25 protein-coding genes and 2 pseudogenes are annotated in these 23,131 nt (G+C 41.2%); 16 read left to right on the forward strand and 11 right to left on the reverse strand.

Annotated features, from left to right (window positions below; all coding sequences use genetic code 11):
- Positions 1-232 precede the first annotated feature (232 nt).
- The gene (locus tag RM347_RS13420; RefSeq protein WP_322718681.1) at positions 233-619 is read left to right on the forward strand and encodes a hypothetical protein; all 387 of its coding nucleotides are present in this window, start codon (positions 233-235) and stop codon (positions 617-619) included.
- A gap of 52 nt (positions 620-671) precedes the next feature.
- Here RM347_RS13420 and RM347_RS13425 read toward each other — a convergent pair whose 3' ends face one another.
- Positions 672-1,961, reverse strand: a complete 1,290-nt coding sequence (locus tag RM347_RS13425; RefSeq protein WP_322718680.1) for a lipid-A-disaccharide synthase — start codon at positions 1,959-1,961, stop codon at positions 672-674.
- Positions 1,962-2,173: 212 nt separating this feature from the next.
- On the opposite strand from RM347_RS13425, the gene RM347_RS13430 reads away from it, so the two are divergent.
- From RM347_RS13430 to RM347_RS13455, 6 genes and pseudogenes are all read left to right on the forward strand, one after another.
- The gene (locus RM347_RS13430; protein ID WP_322718679.1) at positions 2,174-2,776 is read left to right on the forward strand and encodes a hypothetical protein; all 603 of its coding nucleotides are present in this window, start codon (positions 2,174-2,176) and stop codon (positions 2,774-2,776) included.
- A 436-nt stretch (positions 2,777-3,212) separates the two neighbouring features.
- Positions 3,213-7,199, forward strand: a complete 3,987-nt coding sequence (locus tag RM347_RS13435) for a magnesium chelatase subunit H (RefSeq protein WP_322718678.1) — start codon at positions 3,213-3,215, stop codon at positions 7,197-7,199.
- 113 nt (positions 7,200-7,312) lie between these two features.
- On the forward strand, positions 7,313-7,732 hold the full coding sequence (locus RM347_RS13440; RefSeq protein ID WP_322718677.1) for a XisH family protein: 420 nt from the start codon (positions 7,313-7,315) through the stop codon (positions 7,730-7,732).
- On the forward strand, positions 7,720-8,055 hold the full coding sequence (locus RM347_RS13445; RefSeq protein WP_163936986.1) for a XisI protein: 336 nt from the start codon (positions 7,720-7,722) through the stop codon (positions 8,053-8,055). Before RM347_RS13440 ends, RM347_RS13445 begins: the two co-directional genes overlap by 13 nt.
- A 235-nt stretch (positions 8,056-8,290) precedes the next feature.
- A pseudogene (locus RM347_RS13450) lies at positions 8,291-9,247 on the forward strand (MrcB family domain-containing protein).
- Positions 9,248-9,427: 180 nt separating this feature from the next.
- A complete protein-coding gene (locus RM347_RS13455) occupies positions 9,428-9,646 on the forward strand; it encodes a hypothetical protein (protein ID WP_322718676.1) in 219 nt (72 codons plus the stop codon).
- A 106-nt stretch (positions 9,647-9,752) separates the two neighbouring features.
- Here RM347_RS13455 and RM347_RS13460 read toward each other — a convergent pair whose 3' ends face one another.
- The 3 genes from RM347_RS13460 to RM347_RS13470 all read right to left on the reverse strand — a co-directional run bounded on the left by RM347_RS13460 (position 9,753) and on the right by RM347_RS13470 (position 10,784).
- On the reverse strand, positions 9,753-10,172 hold the full coding sequence (locus tag RM347_RS13460; RefSeq protein WP_322718675.1) for a type II toxin-antitoxin system VapC family toxin: 420 nt from the start codon (positions 10,170-10,172) through the stop codon (positions 9,753-9,755).
- Complete coding sequence (locus RM347_RS13465) at positions 10,163-10,426, reverse strand: hypothetical protein (RefSeq protein ID WP_322718674.1); 264 nt, start codon at positions 10,424-10,426, stop codon at positions 10,163-10,165. Before RM347_RS13465 ends, RM347_RS13460 begins: the two co-directional genes overlap by 10 nt.
- Before the next feature lie 142 nt (positions 10,427-10,568).
- Positions 10,569-10,784 (reverse strand): hypothetical protein, encoded by a 216-nt coding sequence (locus tag RM347_RS13470; RefSeq protein WP_322718673.1) that lies wholly within the window; start codon positions 10,782-10,784, stop codon positions 10,569-10,571.
- A gap of 171 nt (positions 10,785-10,955) precedes the next feature.
- On the opposite strand from RM347_RS13470, the pseudogene RM347_RS13475 reads away from it, so the two are divergent.
- Positions 10,956-11,115: pseudogene (locus RM347_RS13475) on the forward strand (Uma2 family endonuclease); the annotation flags it as partial.
- A gap of 76 nt (positions 11,116-11,191) precedes the next feature.
- Here the strand turns inward: RM347_RS13475 and RM347_RS13480 are convergent.
- Entirely contained in the window at positions 11,192-11,446 is a 255-nt protein-coding gene (locus RM347_RS13480) for a hypothetical protein (protein ID WP_322718672.1), read from the reverse strand.
- A 165-nt stretch (positions 11,447-11,611) separates the two neighbouring features.
- Here RM347_RS13480 and RM347_RS13485 point away from each other — a divergent pair, with 165 nt between their 5' ends.
- Positions 11,612-12,037 (forward strand): hypothetical protein, encoded by a 426-nt coding sequence (locus RM347_RS13485; protein ID WP_322718671.1) that lies wholly within the window; start codon positions 11,612-11,614, stop codon positions 12,035-12,037.
- 28 nt (positions 12,038-12,065) lie between these two features.
- On the opposite strand, the gene RM347_RS13490 is transcribed toward RM347_RS13485, so the two are convergent.
- Both RM347_RS13490 and RM347_RS13495 read right to left on the reverse strand, forming a co-directional pair.
- Entirely contained in the window at positions 12,066-12,689 is a 624-nt protein-coding gene (locus RM347_RS13490) for a TenA family protein (protein ID WP_322718670.1), read from the reverse strand.
- 53 nt (positions 12,690-12,742) lie between these two features.
- On the reverse strand, positions 12,743-13,513 hold the full coding sequence (locus RM347_RS13495; protein WP_322718669.1) for a pentapeptide repeat-containing protein: 771 nt from the start codon (positions 13,511-13,513) through the stop codon (positions 12,743-12,745).
- 465 nt (positions 13,514-13,978) lie between these two features.
- Here RM347_RS13495 and RM347_RS13500 point away from each other — a divergent pair, with 465 nt between their 5' ends.
- Together RM347_RS13500 and RM347_RS13505 are read left to right on the forward strand one after the other, a co-directional pair.
- A complete protein-coding gene (locus RM347_RS13500) occupies positions 13,979-14,245 on the forward strand; it encodes a type II toxin-antitoxin system HicA family toxin (RefSeq protein ID WP_322718668.1) in 267 nt (88 codons plus the stop codon).
- Entirely contained in the window at positions 14,229-14,441 is a 213-nt protein-coding gene (locus tag RM347_RS13505; RefSeq protein ID WP_322718667.1) for a type II toxin-antitoxin system HicB family antitoxin, read from the forward strand. The genes RM347_RS13500 and RM347_RS13505 overlap by 17 nt, the downstream gene beginning before the upstream one ends.
- 325 nt (positions 14,442-14,766) lie before the next feature.
- Here the strand turns inward: RM347_RS13505 and RM347_RS13510 are convergent, their stop codons facing one another.
- On the reverse strand, positions 14,767-15,828 hold the full coding sequence (locus tag RM347_RS13510) for an L-histidine N(alpha)-methyltransferase (RefSeq protein WP_322718666.1): 1,062 nt from the start codon (positions 15,826-15,828) through the stop codon (positions 14,767-14,769).
- 214 nt (positions 15,829-16,042) lie between these two features.
- On the opposite strand from RM347_RS13510, the gene RM347_RS13515 reads away from it, so the two are divergent.
- The 4 genes from RM347_RS13515 (at position 16,043) to RM347_RS13530 (ending at position 20,766) form a co-directional block, all read left to right on the forward strand.
- Entirely contained in the window at positions 16,043-17,836 is a 1,794-nt protein-coding gene (locus tag RM347_RS13515; protein ID WP_322718665.1) for an ABC transporter ATP-binding protein, read from the forward strand.
- Positions 17,837-17,948: 112 nt separating this feature from the next.
- A complete protein-coding gene (locus tag RM347_RS13520) occupies positions 17,949-19,751 on the forward strand; it encodes an ABC transporter ATP-binding protein (RefSeq protein ID WP_322718664.1) in 1,803 nt (600 codons plus the stop codon).
- A 39-nt stretch (positions 19,752-19,790) separates the two neighbouring features.
- Positions 19,791-20,045: a TIGR03643 family protein gene (locus RM347_RS13525; protein ID WP_322718663.1), complete on the forward strand. Its 255-nt coding sequence runs from the start codon at positions 19,791-19,793 to the stop codon at positions 20,043-20,045.
- Between the two features lie 187 nt (positions 20,046-20,232).
- The gene (locus RM347_RS13530; RefSeq protein ID WP_322718662.1) at positions 20,233-20,766 is read left to right on the forward strand and encodes a dihydrofolate reductase family protein; all 534 of its coding nucleotides are present in this window, start codon (positions 20,233-20,235) and stop codon (positions 20,764-20,766) included.
- Between the two features lie 131 nt (positions 20,767-20,897).
- Here the strand turns inward: RM347_RS13530 and trxA are convergent, their stop codons facing one another.
- Positions 20,898-21,251: a thioredoxin gene (trxA, locus tag RM347_RS13535; RefSeq protein WP_322718661.1), complete on the reverse strand. Its 354-nt coding sequence runs from the start codon at positions 21,249-21,251 to the stop codon at positions 20,898-20,900.
- Between the two features lie 217 nt (positions 21,252-21,468).
- Positions 21,469-21,780: a hypothetical protein gene (locus RM347_RS13540; RefSeq protein WP_322718660.1), complete on the reverse strand. Its 312-nt coding sequence runs from the start codon at positions 21,778-21,780 to the stop codon at positions 21,469-21,471.
- Between the two features lie 448 nt (positions 21,781-22,228).
- Between RM347_RS13540 and RM347_RS13545 the strand changes: the two genes are divergently transcribed.
- Complete coding sequence (locus RM347_RS13545; RefSeq protein WP_322718659.1) at positions 22,229-22,438, forward strand: hypothetical protein; 210 nt, start codon at positions 22,229-22,231, stop codon at positions 22,436-22,438.
- A 170-nt stretch (positions 22,439-22,608) separates the two neighbouring features.
- On the opposite strand, the gene RM347_RS13550 is transcribed toward RM347_RS13545, so the two are convergent.
- Positions 22,609-22,929: a hypothetical protein gene (locus tag RM347_RS13550; RefSeq protein ID WP_322718658.1), complete on the reverse strand. Its 321-nt coding sequence runs from the start codon at positions 22,927-22,929 to the stop codon at positions 22,609-22,611.
- Positions 22,930-23,131: the final 202 nt, after the last annotated feature.

Here is a 23,131-nt window from a genome sequence, read left to right on the forward strand (position 1 = left end):
TTGTTATTTTTAGGTACTGGCTTGCAGAGGACAAATGTTCTAGCTGTAAACAAGCGAGACCAAAGGAGTCAATATACAGTTTCACGGTGCTGAATGTGGAATATCAGCTAAGAAGCGGGAGAGATGCCAAGTAGTTGAAATCTTGCTAACCTTTATGCTTAAAATTGCACAAGAGGTTTATTTAGCATCTACTGACAGCTAAAGTTAACCCTTTGCAGGACTTACCTAAGCAATGCTGACTGAAATTTTACCTTTCCGCTTTGAGTTAGACACGATCGCGATCGCAGGAGCGAGTTTGTGGTCATTGGCGCTATATCTAGGTTTTTCCCCAGTCAATGAATGGGTAATCGAGCAACTGAACCGCTGGTTTAATTTTGCCGAGCGATCGCTTTATACCAGCCAGTCAGAATTTGAAAAGACTCGTAAAGCCAGAGAATCCCAAAATGCTTTCTACGCTTCTCTGTTCAGCATTGCGCCTTTTTTGGTAGTTGGTGCTTTGTGTAACTGGGGTTTGGAAATTAGTTTAGGTGAAAGTTGGGGAATTAGTACAGGAATATTAGCTTGCATGGGTGCTGGCATTTATGAACTTGGGCGCAGGGATGGAGAATCTTCGGATTAAGTAGAGAGCTGAAGAGGAAAGACTTACTGCAACTTCTCCTCCCTTGTTCCTTCTACTTCCCAATTTCCTCGCCAACAATCTGTGCGATCTTCTCGGCTGCTCCGCTTTTGCCGCGAATATTACGGAGTTTAGCGCGCATATCAGCCAATTTTTCTGGATGGGCTAATAAGTCTAAAACCATTTCCCCAATTTCTTGCGGTTGAAGTTTACCCATAATTTCTGGCACTATCTCTTCTTGTGCCCAGATGTTTGGCCATGCTAATAAACCTTTACGTCTCACGAATCTTAGGAATAGCCAATTGATCGCGTTAGCAAAGGTAGTACCTACCCTTGGCAGATTTGCTAACAACCCAGGTAAACCATCCCAAGAACGCATGGCATCAAGTTGCTGTGTTGGCAGCAAAACAATCATTGGCACTCCTAAAGCCCCGAGTTCGGCAGTGTTTGCCCCCACCGTAGTCAAGCAGATACAGCACTGCGATAATAAGTGATATGCAGGGTTTTCTTGCCACAGTTCCACAGTTAAGCCCGTTGCTGTTTTGAGCAATGCTTTTCCTCTAGCGTCCTCTGGGATAATTAAGGAAGCACCACTAAAGCCAAATATTTCAACAATAGAGTTCCTTTGAGGATCGGCAAAACCAGCTAAAGTTTGTAAATCCAAAGTTGGGGCTACAGGAATTACAAATCTGGTTTGCGGTCTTTTTGCATAAACGTATTCAGCGACCGCTAAAGATAATGGCACTCCTTGGGCTAATTTTGCCGCTTTTGAACCAGGGAGTAAACCAATCAATTCAGTTTTGAGTGATGGAGTGATAGCCACAGGGGAATTTGAATTTAGGCTCTCTCCTGCTTCCCCTGCTGCTTCTAACATCAAATCACCGACAACGGTGAATTTGTGAGCATATTTCTGGGGTACACGGGCAACAACTTCAGACTTCATCACGCCAAAACGATCAATCCAGTTATGCCAACGAGCTTCCCATTCCGCGTAAACCACTGTGCGATATCCGAGCTTTTTACCTATAACTACGGGGAAAATTTGATCGCCACCGAGAAAAACAACCACGCCGCGACTTCTCCAGTCCCAATTGTCAAATGTTTTGCCCCCAAGCAAAAATTGCCAAAAATGCTCTGCTCCCTGTACTCTGTCTACTTCTGGGTAAGAAAGAGCGATCGCAGCTTCTTTACCACTAGCATTTGAGCAAGGCGATAGAACTACACTGATTCTCACTTGATTTCGGTCATCGCCGAATTTTTGCCGTAACGCTCTTACTACTGGGCGCACCCAGGTTGTTACCTCTCCAGGGCCATTTGATAGGATGAGAATATCTACTTGATTCATTAGTTAATGGTCAAGAGTTAGGGGTCATTAGTCAAGAGGTAAATATTACCTAATTCGTTCCTAATTTTTAGAGGCACAACATCACTGATATAGTTGCAGGCTATGTTCGATAACATCTGCAAGTTTCTGGGAGAGTCATTTTCAGCCGAATAATTCTTAAAATACTAAATTCCCAATTTATACTCATAGATTAATATTTAATCATATTTATAATGTCTTATAGTGACTTATCTTTGTCAAAATTCAAACGCGATTTTAACTTAACTACAGTTGAGAATGTACGTTTTTTACCCGAAACACAGTCCATAGAACCTAGTTTTTACCTCAAAGAAGCACTAAGCGAAGGACTGCCACTAGCAACAGCAACTGGTTCAGAAAAAGCTAGCTCAGAGTTAATTATTAGTCCTATCCTCGTAGAAGTTCGGAAAATTTTTGAACGCAGAGTCAGCTTTTTTTCGGGTGAAGATTTTACCGTTGCATCGGAGCTAGGCTTAAATGAAGTATGTGATTTTTTAGTTAGCCGCTCACCCGAACAAATATTTATTGAAGCTCCTGTCATCGTGATTATTGAAGCGGAAAAAGGTGATTTAAAACCTGGTTTAGGGCAATGTGCAGCAGAAATGATTGCCGCCCAAAAATTCAATGAAACCAATAATATACCGATTAAGACAATTTATGGCAGCGTCAGTAGCGGTACAGCTTGGCGATTTTTGAAATTAGAAGAGCAAACACTGAGTATTGATTTGAATGATTATTCCGTTCCCTCAGTGGAAATACTATTAGGAATGTTGGTTTGGATGGTGCGGGAAGGTTGAAGAAGAATTTTGGGGGATTTAAGGGAAGTCCGCAGCAGAAAGCTAAATATTAGTTAAGAAATTATAGTAATTAAGCGATGTCTACAATCGGCTACGCCTACGCATTTTGCCAAACATAACCAATTTTACAACCCGCACAAGCGGGTTTTGTTTTGTAAATCCAACAATATACTTAATAGCTATTTAACTATTGAAGAGAACTATTGCAAAAAATTTACAAATGGGTGAGCGAATACTTTTAAACACAGTCAACAATTACAAAGAAATATTTCGTTTTTTATATCGATTTGTGTCAAATAGACGATAAAATGCCCAGTGGGCAAGCGTTTTCTGATAAAAAACACATATTGCCGAAAAATAAGAAGTTAATAGTGGCTGATGATGCCGCTAGGAACTTCTAGTAGAGAACACGCATCAAAATTGGAGCCGAAGAAGCATGTTCACACACGTCAAGTCCACCATTAGACACATTGCGCCTGATAACTTACGCGGACGTAATTTAATCAAGGTGGTCTATGTCGTGCTTGAGTCCCAGTACCAGAGTGCATTGTCGCAAGCGGTTCGCACGATTAACGCGAGCAATCCCAACTTGGCGATTGAAATCAGCGGGTACTTGATTGAGGAACTCCGCGACCCAGAGAACTACGAAGAGTTCAAACGAGAAATTGAGAGTGCGAATATCTTCATCGCTTCCCTCATTTTCATCGAAGACTTAGCACAGAAAGTAGTAGCAGCAGTAGAACCACATCGCGATCATCTGGACGTTTCCGTTGTCTTTCCCTCCATGCCAGAAGTAATGCGCCTGAATAAAATGGGCAGCTTTTCCTTGGCACAGTTGGGTCAGTCAAAAAGTGTGATCGCCCAATTCATGCGGAAACGCAAAGAAAAATCCGGTGCGGGATTCCAAGATGGGATGCTGAAGCTTTTGCGTACGCTGCCGCAAGTGCTGAAGTTCCTACCAATGGATAAGGCGCAGGATGCCCGAAATTTCATGCTCAGTTTTCAGTATTGGCTAGGTGGTTCACCAGAAAATCTGGAGAACTTCTTGCTAATGCTAGCTGATAAATACGTATTTAAAGGTTTAGAGAAACAAAATTTTGCACCTTCTACATATGAACAGCCGATGGTTTATCCCGATTTAGGGATTTGGCATCCTTTGGCTCCTAGTATGTTTGAGGATGTCAGAGAGTATCTTAATTGGTACACAGCTCGTAAGGATATTTCTAACGATCTCAAAGATCCCCTAGCTCCTTGTGTCGGGTTGGTATTGCAACGCACTCACCTAGTTACAGGGGATGATGCCCATTATGTAGCAATGGTGCAGGAGTTGGAAGCACTAGGCGCACGGGTACTACCTGTTTTCGCTGGTGGTTTGGATTTCTCCAAACCTGTAGACGCTTACTTCTACGAACCGACTACCAACATTCAGTTGGTAGATGCAGTGATATCGCTGACTGGTTTTGCTTTAGTGGGTGGCCCAGCTAGACAAGACCATCCCAAGGCAATTGAATCACTCAAACGCTTAAACCGTCCTTATATGGTGGCGTTACCCTTAGTATTCCAAACCACAGAAGAGTGGATGGATAGTGATTTAGGGTTACATCCAATTCAAGTAGCTTTACAAATTGCGATTCCTGAATTGGATGGGGCAATTGAGCCAATTATATTATCAGGTAGAGATGGGACTACAGGCAAAGCGATCGCACTGCGCGATCGGGTTGAAGCTGTAGCCGAACGCGCTTTAAAATGGGCTAACCTCCGCCGCAAACCGAAGCTGGATAAAAAAGTCGCCATCACTGTTTTCAGCTTCCCGCCAGATAAAGGCAACGTGGGAACCGCCGCTTATTTGGATGTATTCGGTTCCATCTACGAGGTGATGAAAGCTCTCAAAAATAACGGCTACGACTTGCCAGAATTGCCAGAATCCGCCGAAGCGTTGATGCAAGAAGTCATCCATGACGCACAGGCGCAGTACAACAGCCCAGAACTGAACGTTGCTTATAAAATGTCGGTTCCTGAGTATGAGGCGCTAACTCCATATTCTCAGCGCTTAGAGGAAAACTGGGGCCCACCTCCCGGACATCTCAACAGTGACGGGCAAAACCTGCTGATTTATGGTAAGCAATTCGGTAACGTCTTCATCGGTGTCCAACCCACATTTGGTTACGAAGGCGACCCCATGCGGCTGTTGTTCTCCCGTTCAGCTAGTCCTCACCACGGTTTTGCTGCCTACTACACTTACCTAGAGCAAGTTTGGAAAGCTGATGCTGTACTGCACTTTGGTACACATGGTTCCTTGGAATTCATGCCAGGTAAACAGATGGGGATGTCTGGTGATTGTTATCCAGATAACTTAATTGGCTCAATTCCTAACTTGTATTACTACGCAGCCAATAATCCGAGTGAAGCGACAATTGCCAAACGTCGGAGTTATGCCGAAACAATTTCTTACTTGACACCTCCGGCAGAAAATGCTGGTTTATATAAAGGTTTGAAGGAACTCAGCGAATTAATTGCTTCCTACCAAACCTTAAAAGATAGTGGACGCGGTGTTTCCATTGTCAACAGCATCATGGATAAATGCCGGATCGTGAATCTGGATAAGGATATTCACCTGCCAGAAACCGATGCCAGAGACATGAGTGCCGACGAACGGGATAATATTGTTGGCAACGTCTACCGCAAGTTGATGGAAATTGAGTCGCGGTTGTTGCCTTGTGGTTTACACGTCATTGGTAAACCGCCAAGTGCAGAAGAAGCGATCGCAACTCTCGTCAACATTGCTAGTCTAGATCGTCAAGAAGAAGAAATTGTTGGTTTACCGCGAATTATCGCCAATAGCATTGGGCGTAACATTGACGATATTTACCAAAATAATGACCGAGGCATTTTAGCAGATGTCCAGTTACTCCAAGACATCACCTTGGCAACCCGTGCAGCAGTTACTGCCCTTGTCCAAGAGCAAACCGACGCTGAAGGGCGAGTTTCTCTAGTTTCCCGGTTGAATTTCTTCAACATGGGCAAAAAAGAACCTTGGGTGGAATCATTGCATAAAGCAGGTTATCCCAAAGTCGATAGCGCCGCTCTAAAACCCCTGTTTGAGTATTTGGAATTTTGCCTGCAACAAGTTTGTGCCGACAACGAACTAGGGGCATTACTCAGAGGCTTAGAAGGTGAATACATCTTACCTGGTCCTGGTGGCGATCCGATCCGCAACCCGGATGTATTACCCACAGGTAAGAATATCCATGCACTCGATCCGCAATCCATCCCAACAGCAGCAGCAGTTCAATCAGCCAAAATCGTTGTAGATAGGCTTTTGGCACGCAACAAGGCAGAAAATGAAGGAAAATGGCCAGAAACGATCGCCTGCGTCCTTTGGGGAACCGATAACATCAAAACTTACGGCGAATCCCTAGCACAAATTATGTGGATGGTGGGCGTGCGTCCAGTTCCCGATGCTTTGGGACGGGTGAACAAGTTGGAATTAATATCCTTAGAAGAGTTGGGAAGACCTAGAATTGATGTAGTAATTAACTGTTCTGGTGTATTCCGCGACTTGTTCATCAACCAAATGAACCTTTTAGACCAAGGCGTGAAAATGGCAGCCGAGGCAGATGAACCCTTAGAAATGAACTTTGTTCGCAAACACGCTTTGCAGCAAGCTGAAGATATGGGGATTAATCTGCGTCAAGCAGCAACGCGCGTTTTCTCCAACGCATCTGGTTCCTATTCGTCAAATATCAACTTGGCGGTAGAAAACAGCACTTGGGATAGCGAAGCCGAGTTGCAGGAAATGTACCTCAACCGGAAATCTTTCTCCTTCAATTCCGATAACCCCGGAATCATGGACGAATCCCGGCAGATTTTTGAAAGCACATTGAAAACTGCTGATGCAACTTTCCAAAATTTGGATTCTTCCGAGATTAGCTTAACGGACGTTTCCCACTACTTTGATTCAGACCCCACAAAGCTGGTGGCAAGTCTGCGGGGTGATGGTAAAAAACCAGCATCTTATATTGCAGATACAACCACAGCTAACGCCCAAGTGCGGACATTATCAGAAACCGTGCGTTTGGATGCGCGTACCAAATTGTTAAATCCCAAATGGTATGAGGGGATGCTGTCTCACGGTTACGAAGGTGTGCGCGAACTCTCCAAGCGGTTGGTGAATACAACAGGTTGGAGTGCGACAGCCGGCGCTGTGGATAACTGGATTTATGAAGATACTAACGAAACCTTCATCAAAGATGAAGAAATGCAGAAACGGTTGCTGAACCTTAACCCTCATTCTTTCCGCAAGATTGTATCAACTTTGTTGGAAGTGAATGGACGCGGTTATTGGGAGACTAGCGAGGAGAATTTAGATCGTCTGCGCGAGTTGTACCAAGAGGTTGAAGACCGGATTGAAGGGATTGAATAATCCCTAATCATAAATGTAGGGACGTTTTATGAACGTCTCTACATAAAAAATCGTTTTGACAAATTGTATGGAATCCGGCTAAATGAAAATCAAATATATAATTATAGATAGGTATGTCTGCTAAAGATGTCTTTCATGAAGTTGTCAAAACAGCTTTACACAAAGATGGTTGGCAAATTACTCACGATCCACTCACAATGAGCGTGGGAGGAGTTAACCTTTCAATTGATTTAGCCGCCCAAAAGCTGATTGCAGCAGAACGTGAAGGACAAAAAATTGCAGTCGAAGTCAAAAGTTTTTTAGAAAGGTCGTCTGCTATTTCAGAATTTCATACAGCATTAGGACAGTTTATTAATTATAGAGGTGCATTACGACGGCGGCAACCGGAGCGTGTTTTGTATTTAGCAGTACCTTTAACAACTTATAAAACATTTTTTCAACTTGATTTTCCTCAAGAGATGATAGCAGAAAATCAAGTGAAAATGCTTATTTATGATGTAGAACAAGAGGTGATTTTCCAATGGATAAATTAACTCGATATCGCCAGCTTGTACAACAGATATTACATGATTATAGTGAGCAAAAACCAGCTAATGGAAATATAGAAGTTGAAACAATTTTTGATACAGAACGCAACCATTATCAAATAGTTCATGTAGGGTGGGAAGGTCAAGACTGGGTACATAGTTGTATTATTCATATTGATATTAAAGGTGGGAAAATTTGGCTTCAGTGGAATGGTACAGAAGATGATATCGCAGCTAATTTGGTAGCTGCGGGAGTTCCCAAGGAAGATATTGTGTTAGGTTTTCAGTCTCCTTTTATGAGACAGTTTACAGAATATGCAGTGAGTTAGGAGATGTTTTGAAAATCTCCAAGTACTACTTAATGAATCTTTGGGATGCTTTGCAAAGCCATAAAGAAGAATATGAATAAGTAATGACATTGGTTTAGAATAAATTCTGAAGAATCTTAGATCGCCTATTCGATTTGTACCAACAGATTAAAAACCGAATTGAAGGAATAGAATAGTCCTTATAGGGCAGGCAAAATGCCTATCTTAACATTTCAATCTAATTGTATAAATATAAATGCTCAAACAAACTATTGAAAAATTATTATACGAATATCCAATAGTAAACCAAGAAAAATTCAAAAACCATAATTTTCCAAGATATTTAAAGAATGATGTTCCAAAGTTGTTAGATAATTCTCTAAATCTTCCTGAAATATATAGTATACAAGCTTCAGCAGGAAATGGCTCATGGGCAAATATTCCTTGGATAGCTGTTTTTAATAAGCTGGTCACAGAAAGTGTGAGATTTGGATTTTTCCTTGTCTATTTGTTTTAGGCAGATTGTTCTGGTGTTTATCTATCTTTGAATCAAGGTACAGCATCTTTGAAAACAAATTATGGACTTGGAGGTGCAAAAGATATATTGCGAGAAAGAGCAAAAACTTTTAGGAAAATTATATCGACCGATACAAGTATTAAATATTCTGAAAATATTGATCTTAAACTTGAAGCAATTCCTAAAGAAACTACTGCTCGAAGATTAGGTCAGGCATACCATGCCGGTAATATATTAGCTGTTTATTATCCAAAAAAAAGTTTGCCAGACTCAGATAAACTAGTCAATGATTTATTATTTTTTATCAAAATTTATGAAGAATTGATCGAACAGCAACCTTTATATACTCAGGATAATGAATTAGATTATGAAGAAGTTTGGTTTGAAGATTTAACAAAGTATAAAATCCATAAAAGAGTAGAAAGAAATCAAGCTTTGTGTAATAAAGCTAAAGAAATACATGGATATATATGCAAAGCTTGCGGTTTTGATTTTGAGATGAAATATGGCAATATAGGCAAGAATTACATAGAAGCTCATCATCTAGTACCGATTGCAACTCTAGAAAAAACGAAAGTTCAGCTAGACCCTTCAACTGACTTTACTGTTTTATGTTCCAATTGTCACCGCATAATACACAGAATAAAACCTATACCAACACTAGAAGAGTTTAAAAATATAATCACAACTGATTAGTCAAGGCAAAAAGTGAATCAGATTGTCCAACTCCTGAACTGAAACAGTGTTTAATATCTGCCTGATTGATGATAATACTAAGTATGATCGCACTCACTCTTCCACAACAGCGATCGCTTTATTTTTGAGGTTTTCTGTAAGGCGATCGCTTTTTTAGGCATACAAGCGTAAAATCAAAACATGACTGTTCAAAAAACAGATATGCTAAAAACGCTTTGGGCTACTGTTCGGGAAGGAAAAATCGAATTGCTGGAGTCAGAGGAATTACCGGAAGGAATAAGAGTGTTAGTGACGCTGCTTCCTGATGATGAAACTGAATTTTGGCTTCAAACCAGTCAAACATCACTCTCATCAGTTTGGGATAACGCTGAGGATGATGTCTATGCCGAACTACTCTAAAAATGACATCATTTTGGTTCAGTATCCCTTTTCAGATTTGTCCAGTTCAAGCGATCACTCACTCTTCCACAACAAGCGATCGCTCTTTTGTTAACTATTATTTTCTTTAAGGCAAAATTTCAAAGCTATCGCAGTGCTGAGGTCGATATAATCTAAAGTCTCGCTGATCTAAGGTAAATATTTTTTTAATACCATAGCGTTCAGCTATAGCCATAACACTTGCATCTACAAAATCAATCCGACTATCTGCATACTCATCCAAGATTTCCGCCACACGGATTACATCTTGTTCTGTTAAAGCTACTAAACTAAATCGACTCGCAGGTAGTCCTTGCAAAAAAGCTACAACTGTCGCTACACCTGCATTACGTCCTACCAAATAAGCTAATTCTGCCAATACTGTTTGTGGTAACAAAATTTGTTTTTGTTGTATATATAATGTTGAAACAACGCTGTGCATTGCATCTGAACGGTTCAACAATGCTACAACAAAACCTGTATCAGCTACTGCTAAGGTTATTTCCACGTCCAACCAGATTTTTCAGTAATCTCCTGTTGGAGAATATCTTCTGAGTTTGTAGCTAAATCAGGTGTTCCTGCAAATAAGCCAATTAATGGGTCAGACACAGCATGATCAACTGTTTCTAGCAATTGGGTTTCGAGATATAGCCTAACAGCTTCACTGACTATTGATTCAGGAGATTGTCCTCGTTGACTAGCCAGATTTATGACTTTTTCTAATAAAGTCTGTTCCAGATTCCAGTTAAATGTAGAGTCCACCAGATAACTTCTCTCTCTTTAGTAACAAAAAATATTCTAACAAATAAGGGTTTGATGCTTACTGTTATACTTTTTTGTCTTTAAGTTAGATATACACAGCGATACCTACGGTAAGCGACGCTAACGCTTACTTTTCTGAGCGTTACACATGGTCTTGAGTTTTAGCAGGTTGTAGCACTTTTAACATAGTATCTGCTGCTTCAACTGCATCATAAGGCGACCACACAGGATAGGACTGACCAGGCTTAATCAGCTCGGTTTCCTGTTGGGCTAACTCTGAGATTAAAACCTGCATAATGTAAAACTTATCTGCTCGACTAAGTTCTCGCAAAGTGGAGATTAATTCTGCTGGAACCATGCAAAGCACTCCAGTAAATCAAGTCTGCTTCTTGAGCATAGTTTATTCATTGGGTTTCACTGCGTTTACCCCAAGCTACAACTAGAATAATCACGTCTGCAACTTACAGATGAGACAATTCAAGCAGCTAATAATGCGATCGCTCACTCTTCCATACAGGCGATGTCTAACGACAACGGTGCTAGATTAGGTTGGTTAATTGATTTAGAAACTCGGCAAGTAGAAATTTATCGCTCTGGTAGAAATGTTGAAGTGCTGCAATCTCTTGCTAGTTTATCAGGAGGAAGATGTGCTACCTGGATTTGTCCTTAATTTTGAAGATATCTGGTGAATTGATTAAAATACGAAGTGCGATGTCTACGACGGACTACGCCTACGCAACATACAAAAAGGCTCAAACTATCAGTTTATCCAACATTAACACTGTTAACGCTGGTAAAGACGGCAACCGTGCCACGCATCATTGATCGCATTTGCTGGTTGAGCGATCGCATTTGCTGGTTGAGCGATCGCATTTGCTGGTTGAGCGATCGCATTTGCTTGTTGAGCGACAGCATTTGCTTGTTGAGCGATCGCATTTGCTTATTGAGCGATCGCATTTGCTTGTTGAGCGATGGCATTTGCTTGTTGAGCGATCGCATTTGCTTGTTTGGCGACAGCATTTGCTTATTGCGTTTATCCCGAAACAAGAGACAGATACAAATAAATGAGTATAAACACAGGCAAAGTCTTAATTACTGCGTTTAAATTAAATCCACAAAATTACTCTTCTCACGCAGAAAGACATCCCAGTATGTTGAAATAGAACTATTCCAGAAATATTTCCCATGTCTCTAAGAACTCGCGGTTCTGCTGCTGTAGACAAAGCTCAACGCCGTCTCGCCCTGCTTAAATCCATCAATGAGAATCTAGATTTAGGGCACGGACTAACCATTGAAGCTTATACCCGTCTTATCGATAACACCCGTGCCACGCTAGAAGCCCATAATACGCTTCTGTCTAATCTTGAGGAATCTCGTAAGACGATGGCTCAGATGGACAACGCACTTTCGGAACTGTCTGAAAGGATGCTTACTGGAGTCGCCACTATCTACGGCAGAAACAGTATGGAGTATTCAAAGGCAGGCGGCTCTAGTCGAAAGCGGAGTAAGAGTAAAAAATCTATTTTACAAGTTCCTTCAGTTGTTGCGGTTCCCACTACTCAACTTACCCAAACAGCAACTAACGGCAAAGGCAGCTTGAGCAATGTCTAAGTAGGGGCGCACAGCTAGCTGTGCGCCCCTACTTCAAAATCCATGCAGCCTGAAAAAAGTCGCGTTCGCAAAACATAGCATAACGGTAGGTTGAATGCACAACAGAATTGGTAGCGGCATAATTGTCAACCAAATTTTCTAATTGTTGTGTTAGTGGTTGAAAGTCTGCGCTGCTGTAAGTAAGAATCCAGTCTGCATATTGATGATTAGGAATGCCGTTACCAGCTAACTTTTCTCCCAAAAAGGCATACAAACGCATACAGGGAGACATCGCCGCAGCAGTTAAGCCCACATCTCCACTCCAAGCAGTTGCTAACAAAAAGTCAGTGTAGCGGCGGGTGGCGGCTTCTGGTTGCACAGAATGCAAATCGACTCCCCACCCAGAAGCATAGCTACTATGCAACCGCAATTCTTCTAAAACTCCACTAGCTAAGTTATGAAATGTGGTGAAACCTAACCAGTCTGGTGCTTTAGCTGCGGCGATACTGTACGCACGGGCAAAAGCTTCTAAAAAAAAAGCATCTTGCCCTACGTAGTAAGCAAATTTAGCTTGCTCAAGAGTACCATCGCTAATGCCTTGAACGAAAGGATGCTCTAGGCAAGCTTGGGCTAAGTCTTGATTTGCAGCCCATAATTCCTTAGATAAAGTCATTTGTTATTTGTCACTTGTCATCTGTTATTATCCCTCTGTTCTTTCAACTCTCCTCAGAAAGGAAAGAACTGGAGCAAGACTGAGCCTAGACTTCCCAAAAAGTCAACGAAACTGGGGCTACCAGCGCTTACCTTCTCATTGACGGGTGTTTGTAGTTCTTTAATAAAAGCTTGGGCTGTTAGTGTTCCAGGACTATTGTTTTGCGATGTAAACAATTTTTCAGCAATTTGGGCATCTTGGAATGCACCTTGTCTATCTAGTATTTGGTAACGGGCAACACCACGAGCTAAATAAGCACCCGCATATTCTGGTTTAATAGCGATCGCTTGATTAAAATAACTGATTGCTTGCTGTTGGTTGCCTTTTTGCGCTTCTGCTACACCTAAAGTATAAAATTCTTCTGGTGAAGCAATTTGTGATGGTATACCAACTGCACCTTGGAAGTTAGCACCATTCAAGTAAGCACCAGTCAGTTCTGCATTTGCTAAATAAGCAGTTCTCAAATCAGCACCTGCCAAATTTGCCCCACTAAATTTAGCTTGGCTTAGGTTAACACCAAATAAACTCGCGCCACTCAAGTTTGCACCCCGCAAATCTGCGCCGCTCAAGTTTGCACGGCTAAGGTTAGCACCTGTGAGATTAGCACCGCTCAAATTGGCTCCAGATAAGTCAGCCATCACTAAACCTGCACTGGTTAAATCACAGTTTTGACATTGTTTGGTTGCCAATAACTGTCTAACATGTCCAGAATTGGCTGCTTGTACGGTTGTTGTCAAACTAATCGTGGTTAAAAATGCAGCTACACCGAGAATTTGGTTTTTCATAATTGTGTAATATTTCTTACTCAATATTCAATACTAACTGAGACGGATTTATACCTCAGCATTATGATATGAGCAATATTAACAATTTGACCTCTGTAGTTACCTATATTACTTGTAAATTTGGGTATAGAGATTATTAGTTGGGTTTAATACCAGTGTTTACCAGGCAATATCTTCTGGTGTGTCTGCTACGCGATCGCATTTTAGAAAAATAATCAAGCTATCAATGTCAAGCAAAATGATGCACCTCCAGAATAGTCAAGACTGAGATCGCAACCCTAAACTGAGTGTGAAACATCGTTTCAAAGAAAGCATCTGTAACATCCAAATAATTAGGATTTTCTGCAATAAAGTCAATGAGTAGAACTGTATCCAAGTCAAGGGGCAAAAAGAGAGATTTCCTTTAGTATGCCCTGATTTTAAATAAATATGAGACTATAGAAACATTAAAGCAGTCAGAAAAACGTGAGTCAGCAAGACAAACTCTTAGAAAAAATTCTCTCTGGGACTTCTGATACAGACATCCCTTTCGCGCAACTGTGGCAACTTTTATATACACTAGGCTTTGATGAACGGATTCGTGGCGATCATCGGATTTTTATCAAAGCCGATGTTGAGGAAATCTTGAACTTGCAACATAAAAAAGGAAAAGCCAAAAGCTATCAAATTAAACAAGTTCGTGCAGTAATTATCAAGTATAAACTAGGAAGTAAAAATGATGTTTCGCTATGAAATCATTCTCTACTGGAGTGAATTAGATCAAGTATTTATTGCTGAAGTACCAGAATTATCAGGCTGTGCTGCTGACGGTGATACTTATCAACAAGCCCTGCATAATGTAGAATTAGTTATGCAGGAATGGATAGAAACGGCTAAAGATTTAGGGCGTCCAGTTCCTCAACCTAGACCGCGTTTGATGTACATCTAATTGAGACACAAGCCAAGTCAACTGATTTGTTAGCATCATCAGAAATAAGTAAGTCGGCGAAAAAAATTCAATATACATAAAGAAATATAAATTATCCGTAGGGTGTATTATGCCGTGGGCTAACGCACCTTGAATTATTGACGGTGCGGCGCTTGGCGACAACACACCCTACATTTAAGTTTCTTAACATAGCTTGAGATATTAGCGTTGACTCGCTTATTTGACACCATTCTTAGATTCAGTCCTAAATCATTCATGAAAAGTTAGAACCCCGATTTCTTTGAGGAATCGGGGTTCTGGGCAGCACAAAATTTAATTGAAAAGGTTAGTTACTAGCAACCTGGCAAATCGCCATAATATGTGATTTGTATTTGTCAGTACTATAGTGAATAAGTTGCAGTCCAGAACGTTCTAGTTCTTGCAAAAGTTTAGGAATTTCATACTTATGATGTCGCCAAATAGTAATCTCTTCACCTTCAGAGATTTCAATATTTTTATCCATCCCCATCTGGCTGAAATTTATAGTGTAATTATAAAGAAATTTCATATTAGCAATTATACTATCTGTTTTTAAATCATACTTTCTCACTAGTTCACAATCTTCAGATTTAACTCCAATCTTGTTTTTAACCCATCTATATATTTCTTCTACATGATACTTGCAGCCACCTCTGACGTTTCCATCCCATGCAGAGTTAGAACCAGTTTCGTTAGTGAACACCAAAAAATCGTTTTTCCCCATACTATCTCTAAAATTTTTGAGAACCACATCTCTATTTTGATGATTCCCAATGGTAACACCTAAGTGTAAAAAAATTTTTGCTGTATCGTCAACTTCAATACCAGCTTGGTTTTGGAATAAAATTTGGGGTATACAATTATTTTCTATGTCAATTGTGGAACTGAGAAACTCAACTAGAGGAAACCATTTTCTAAAATTATTTCTGGATAAATGAAGCAATTCCTCGCTAATATCTAAAGCAATATATTTATTAACCTTGCCCAATTTATTCAGCCTGCGGATAAATTTTTTAACGGGATATGAGTTTCCTGCACCAACATCTACAATATTGACTCTTTTACCACGTTGAATATTGCCATTAAGGTATTGAAAATTATCCTTTAAAAGGTCAATTTCTACATTCGATCTGCCATACCATCTAGGAATAACATATTTTAGATAAAACTCGTCCCAAATTTTTGCGCCTCTACCTTTATAAGAATACTTGAGAGGGATTTCTCGTTTGACTTCTAATGCATGAATTATCCCTGAAACTTCTTCATCAGAAAAAATAGAGTAGAACTCAGAACTTGGCTTTGCTGTGCGACTGATAGCAGTTGAGATATCTGAGGGAAGTTGGGAATTGCTATGAAAATTTGGAGCCATTATTTTTGTTTTTTGGTTTTCTTAAGTCTTGAGTTCGATGAGCCGCAGTGCTTGCCAAAGACGTATTCTCCCATGCCACTGTCCCAAAACTCGGAATTTTTACCACAAATAGGAGAGTTACTCTCTATCTCACATTTCCCACTTTCAACTGGCCAATTGGTTTTTTACAATCAAAGTACGAGATAATTTTCCAAAGATACAGGGGTAAATACCATTGGTTCAGCAACCAGAACTCCAGGAAACTTCGTCGATACAGTCAATCCAGCGCGTGCTTGGGAGTTTAAGCACTTACCGATGGACTTCGCTGGGAGCATTGGTCAGCCTGTTGCTATTGACGATCGCAAATGCGGTTACTCCGCAACTATTTCGGTGGGGAATTGATCAGGGTATCATCCAGCAAAATCTTCAAATTGTGCTATACAGTGCCGCCTGGATGGTAGTCGCCGCGATCGCTCGTGGTTTATTTAACTTTGGACAAAGCTATTTAGCAGAAGCAGTGTCTCAGGGCGTAGCTTATGACCTGCGAAACAAAATTTTCAGCAAGATTCAAAATCTCAGTTTCAGCTATCATGACCAGGCGCAGACTTCCCAACTGTTAACCCGTGTCACCAGCGACATTGAGCAGATCCGTGCCTTTGTTGGTACTAGCTTAATTCAGGTGATTGGTTCAGTTGTAACATTGGTGACTATTGCGGTAATTTTGCTGGTGATGAACTGGGAACTGGCACTGATTACGCTAACGGTAGTGCCTATAACTGCATGGTTGATGGCACGATTTGTCACCCGAAATAACAAACTTTTTCGGCAAGTACAAGAGCAACTAAGCAACCTCAATGCCGTATTGCAAGAGAACTTACTAGGAATCCGAGTAGTGAAAGCCTTTGTGCGGGAATCAACCGAAAGGTCGCGTTACACGACCCTGAATGATTCCCTAGTCAAGGGAAACATGAAGACCATTAGCGCTATCCATAATACCTTCCCGTTTATCTTTTTACTGAGTAACTTGGTAACACTGGCAGTTTTCGGCTACGGAGGAGCGCAGGTGATTGGCCGTAGGTTCTCCATTGGTGAACTGGTGGCGTTTAACTCCTACCTCGCGTTGATTCTCCAACCAATTTTGTTGATTGGATTTGCTGCACCTGCGATCGCTCAATCAGCTGCTTCTGCGGAACGAGTCTACGAAGTTGTCGATGCGGAAGTAGAAATTCGCGATCGCCCCGGTGCTGTCCCATTTGACACCTGCGGCGGTAGAATCACCTTTGAAAATGTTTCCTTTCGCTATCCGGGAGCCAGCACTGAAACTCTCAAAGAAGTTTCCTTTGAAACGAAACCCAACGAACTAATCGCCGTTCTAGGGATGACTGGGTCGGGAAAAAGCACAATTATGAACCTGATTCCCCGCTTTTACGATGTCACAAAGGGAGCGATTCGCATTGACGGTCGGGATGTAACAAGTTTCACGCTCAAAAGCCTCAGATCGCGAATCGGCATTGTATTTCAGGAAACCACCCTCTTCTCTGGCACAATCCGCGAAAATATTGCCTACGCAAAACCCGATGCAACCTTAGAGCAGGTGATTGAGGTGGCAAAAACTGCACAAATGCACGATTTTATTAGCACTCTACCCGATGGCTATGAGACGATTGTGGGTGAACGGGGAGTGGGCTTGTCTGGTGGACAAAAGCAACGAATTGCGATCGCTCGTACCTTACTGACCGATTACAGCATTCTGATTTTGGACGATAGTACCTCAGCTGTAGATGCCAAAACTGCTGCCCAGATTCAAGCCGAACTAGATGACTTAATGCGCCAAAAAGCTTGTACAACCTTTGTAGTGGCTCAACGTATCAGTACCGTCAAGAATGCCGATCGGATTTTTCTTATGGATAAAGGACGATTGGTAGCACAAGGTACTCATGAGGAATTGATGCAAACTAGCCCACTCTACGGTGCAATTTTGGAATCTCAGGTAAAGCCGAAGGAGAAAAATCATCCCAAATTAACATAATTAGTCTGGCTGGAAATTTTGATCGCAGCCTTGTAATAAAGACTTTTAATCCAAAATCGTTCGATGGTTCCTGAGCGAAGTCGAAGTCCAAAATATAAAATCCAAAATTTTTATGAGAGGCACAGTTCCCGTTGTTGCATCTGAGGAAAACGCGAGTCAGCAACTATCCACCCTGCGGCGCTTTTTGCAATACCTGCTACTCTATCGCAAAGAAATTCCCATCGCCCTAACATTAGTATTTATTGGTGCCGTAACCCAGGCAATTGGGCCATTCTTTATCGGCTGGTCGATTGATCATCTGATTGCACAAGGGAATTTGCAAGGACTGCTGCTGTTATTAGGGCTATTAGGGCTGAACTATGGGCTTGGTGTTTTGGCAATTCGGGGTCAAATTATTCGAGTCGGCTGGATTATGCAGCGATTGCTGGCTCAACTGAGACAAGACATTTTTATTAAAATTCAAAGTCTACCACTCAGCTTTTTTGACCGCAGCGAAGCGGGCGATTTAATGAGTCGCCTGCTGAATGATGTTAATACCGTGAATCAAGCATTTGGACTGACAATCGCCCAAATGCTGGGCAACACTTTCAGTTTGGTCGGCATCATCATTGCGATGCTCTCAATCAACCTGCAACTCGGTTTATTGAGCAATCTGGTTGTGCCACTAATGATTTTTACCACAAGCTTATTTGCACGTTGGGCAAGAGCTAGATTTCGCGTCACCCGACAAACCATTGGAGAGCTTTCCGCCAAGTTAGAAGAAGATATTGGCAGTGTGCGAGAAGCACAGGCATTTAATCGTGTACAGATGAATATCGAAGAATTCGACATTCTTAACGCTGCCAATCGAGATGCCAACGTTGAGGCTGTAGCAATTACTTCAGCCTTTTTGCCCTCCATTGATTTTCTCAATACCCTAGCAACGGCAGGCGTGCTAGCCTATGGTGGCTATCTCGCGGTCACCGGAGCTGCAACAGTTGGTGTAGTCACATCCTTTTTACTTTACGTCCAGCAGTTCTTCCGCCCTATCCAGATTCTCAGCCAGTTTTATACCCAAGCTCAATCTGCCTTCGCTGGATTAGAGCGAATCTTTCTATTGCTAGATGAACCGTCAGAACTCAAAGACGCACCCGATGCAACAGAAATGCCGTCAATTCAGGGTGAGGTGAAATTCGAGAATGTCAAGTTTGGCTACAACCCAGATCAACTGGTTCTCAAAGGGGTAAATTTGCACGCCTATCCAGGGCAGATGGTTGCGTTAGTCGGGCCGACCGGTTCAGGAAAAAGTACAATTATTAACTTGATTTTGCGCTTTTATGATGTATCTGGCGGGGCAGTGAAAATTGATGATATTGATGTGCGTAGCGTTACTCAAGCAAGTCTGCGGCGTCAAATTGGCATCGTCCTGCAAGATAATATTCTATTCAGCGGCACCGTCGCCGAAAACATTGCTTTTGGCGCTCCTTACACCACCCAAGCTGATATCGAAGCAGCTGCACAGATGGCAAATGTGCATGAGTTCATTACCTCACTGCCACAGGGTTATACAACTCAATTGGGTGAACGGGGAGCGCCCTTAAGCCAGGGACAGCGACAACTAATTAGTATTGCCCGTGCGGTGTTGATCAACCCCCGAATTCTGATTCTCGATGAAGCCACCAGCAGCATTGATACCCGCACAGAAGCGCTAGTACAAAGTGCGATCGCTCGCTTGCTCCAAGGTCGTACCAGCTTCGTAATTGCTCACCGCCTCAGTACAGTTACTCAGGCAGATCAGGTATTAGTAATTCAGGAGGGACAAATTGTAGAGCAAGGTACTCACGCCGAACTGATCAATCAGCAGGGTGTCTATGCTAACTTGTATGCCCTGCAACTGGGTGCAGCAGACACAATGGTTCTTCAAAACCAAAAGTAAAATGTATATAACTCAAATTTATCAATTGCCAGCAAAGGAATGAAGCTACCTAACCTCGATTCGGAAAGCATTGATCGCATCATTGAAATGGCGTGGGAAGATAGAACATCTTTTGATGCTATTGAAGCTCAGTTTGGGCTACTGGAGAAACAAGTAATTGCCCTAATGAGGCGCGAAATGAAGAAATCTAGTTTCCAGATGTGGCGAGAGCGAGTCACCAAACGCGGTACAAAGCATTTATCTAAGCGAGAATTTATTGCAGGTAGGTTTAAATCGCATAATCAAAAAACGTAGGTAATTGGGTGAGCGTAGGCGTAGCCCGTCGTAGACATCGCTATTTTGTGGTGTGTTCAATTAAAATATCGTCCGGAACCATCAGAGGCTAAAATGCTGTAGAAGGAATAAGCCTGCGATCGCGTTTCGCGTTGCCCTGGCATCGCGAAGCACCAATTGAGTGAAAACTACCAAATCCAGAAGCGCAATGACGAAAGTTACACTCTACATAGCAGCTAGTTTGGATGGCTACATTGCTCGCAGCGATGGTGGAATTGATTGGTTATCAATCCTTGATACAGAAGGGGAAGACTACGGTTACACTGCTTTCTACGAATCCATTGATGCTATTGTCTTGGGCAGCAAAACCTATGAAGTAGGGCTTGGTTTTGATAAATGGCCTTATCCAGAAAAAAAATCCTTCGTTTTCACCCAGCGCCATCTCCAATCTGACCGTGAAGACGTTGTGTTTGTTTCTGACCCAGTAAAACAGGTGTTAGCCAATATAGAAGCTCAAGGCTTGGAAAACATCTGGCTAGTTGGTGGTGGAGCATTAATCAATTCGTTTCTTCAGCACAGCTTGATTGACGAATATATTATTTCAACTATTCCGATTATCTTAGGTGGCGGTATACACCTTTTCCCACCGCCTACCCCTGAAGTAAAATTGGAGTTGATTCACTCAAAACAATATCCTAGTGGTTTACTTCAAGCACATTATAGGCGACAAGGAAATGTTTAAAAATTTGTAATTGTACTTCAATTAGTGAGAAGTCCGAGGGTCGGCTTTGGAGACTCGGAACTTCAGGGAATTTAAACTTGACTGCCGTTATTAGGCATCAGGTATAAACCCTTTTTATTATCAATTACCAATTAAGTTGAAACAACCTCAAGAAGCTTCTGAACAGCGTTGCTGAAGTCCTCGTAAGGAGAAACTCCCACGATGGTTTCTGCTAAAATACCATCTTTGAAAATTAAAACCGCTGGAATACTGCGAAGACCGAATTGCTTGAAAATCGGCTTGTTGCTGTCAACGTCTACCTTAACGACTTTAGCGCGACCTTTGTATTCTTCGGCAAGTTGATCCATCAACGGGCTGACTAGGCGACAGGGACCACACCAAGTAGCAGTAAAATCAACAACAACAACCTTCTCTTCACTTCCATTTAAAACAACATCAAATTCACTTTCTTGAACGTAAGCAACTATGTCAGTATCAGTAGACATTTTTTAATTCCTTAGTGTCAAACTAAAATTTCAGCAAAAAGCTAACTATATAAACTATACTCCCTTCTGCCTGTCAGATTCACCAGTCACCTACATCGGGAAACCCCCGCAACTGAGTTTTGCTGAGTAGCGGGGGTTTAATAATCTACAACTTTTGCCCTTAGGGTGGGTTACGTATCCTAATCCAAAAATCTCGCACCTTCAAGACGTGGAAGCGTCAATAGTCATTCTCCCGATCAAACAGTTCTAACAACCCAATGGTGCCTACAAAAAAAGTATAAGTAGCATATTTTATTGGCATCTTTTTTCTTGAAGGTGCATAAAAAGCTGCTATAATGCCTTCGATAAAATGGCTAGTTATGGCAAAACGCTCAATCCAAAAAATTGGATTAAGGCTGCTTGGTACATAACTATCAGTTATTACTGCATAAATATTCCACGATTCTAAACCAATTGCGCTTGTGATAAGCACTGTAGATATAATTTTTACAAAGCTCAAAATGTTTTTATTTATAGACTTTAAGTTCATACCCTTCACAAAAAAATTGTTGAACATATCTTCAAGACTCGGCGAAGTAACAGACAAGTTAATGTGTGTTATCTAAAAATTAGTCTTAAGTCAACCAATCTTATATCATGATTTACATTTTTGTAAAAGCCTACAAAAACCTAGACACAGTTTATTAAGGCAATATCCCCAAATTATTGGGAATCGAACTGTGGAAAAAACTATGCAGTTTTCTTGTCTGAGGATTTCTCGTTAAACATTCGCTCTTTGTGAGAATAGATCGATTTAATGCCTCAAAGACTCCAAAAAATACAAACTGAACTACTCAGGCAAGAAGAAACGCCATACCGGTAAACACTACGAGTCAGAAGATTAAATCAACAGATATTTAAAAAATGATAAAACTGTGGAATAATATATAGGTGGTAAATTCAATCGTACTCCATAGATTGATAAGAAATGTAAAGCTATGATTGCTCAACATTACAGTTCAATTCATGTTGAAAATAACTTGCTTAAACAAATCAAAATTAAAGAAAATCAGCTAAAAATTGCCCAAGAATCTAATATGCTCTATGTAGCAGAAGCATTACAGAATGAATTATTAGAATTACAGCATCAATTGTCAGAGCCTCAAGACGTTGAGATTCAAGCGTTGATGAGTTTGCTAGACGATTAAGATTGTAAATTCATGTTGCAAGGTTTATTTAAGACACAAAAACTCTGTTGTTGAAAAGCAGAGCGTAGTGATTGTGATACCTGGGGGTGTAGCTTATGTTCTACAGCTCAAGAATTAACACGTAAAAGAAGTAGCGATCTAAAGTCTCATAAAAGGATGATGATTCTTACTTAGATAAGATATTGGCTTTTTTGCTGGGTATTTGGTCTTTTGATCTGTGGTACTGAATCAATCTTAAGAACAGGTTTAATTGAGCGCAGTTGCCTTTGCCTAAGAATTTGAATTTCTCTCTCAATGGAATCTTTTCCTTGTCTAAAAAAGTCTTGAGAATTATATGGAACCAAGTCACGAGATAAATGTTGAGCTTGTGCTGGAGTCAAACTAGGAAAGGCTTGTTCAGCATTGGCAGAAGTCTGTACAGCTAGGAAAAAAGCTGTTGAAACTACCAAGGGTTTTATTTTTATACATCCAGTGAATATCAGGTTCAGCATGGTTGATACATCTGTTGCGTGAATGCTGGTTCAAACCATCTTGTATTGGTCTGATGATAACCAAAATACACTTATTGGCTTGCTAATTACCTCCCACAAATGGGTGAATTAATCAACTAAACTACTAGTACAGCACGACGTAAATCCAGCTACTATCTCAATTAACAAGACAAGTTGCTCTGAACAATTAGTTAAATGTAGG

The sequence above is a fragment of the Nostoc sp. ChiQUE02 genome (assembly GCF_034531305.2).
In the GTDB taxonomy this organism is placed as follows: domain Bacteria; phylum Cyanobacteriota; class Cyanobacteriia; order Cyanobacteriales; family Nostocaceae; genus Nostoc.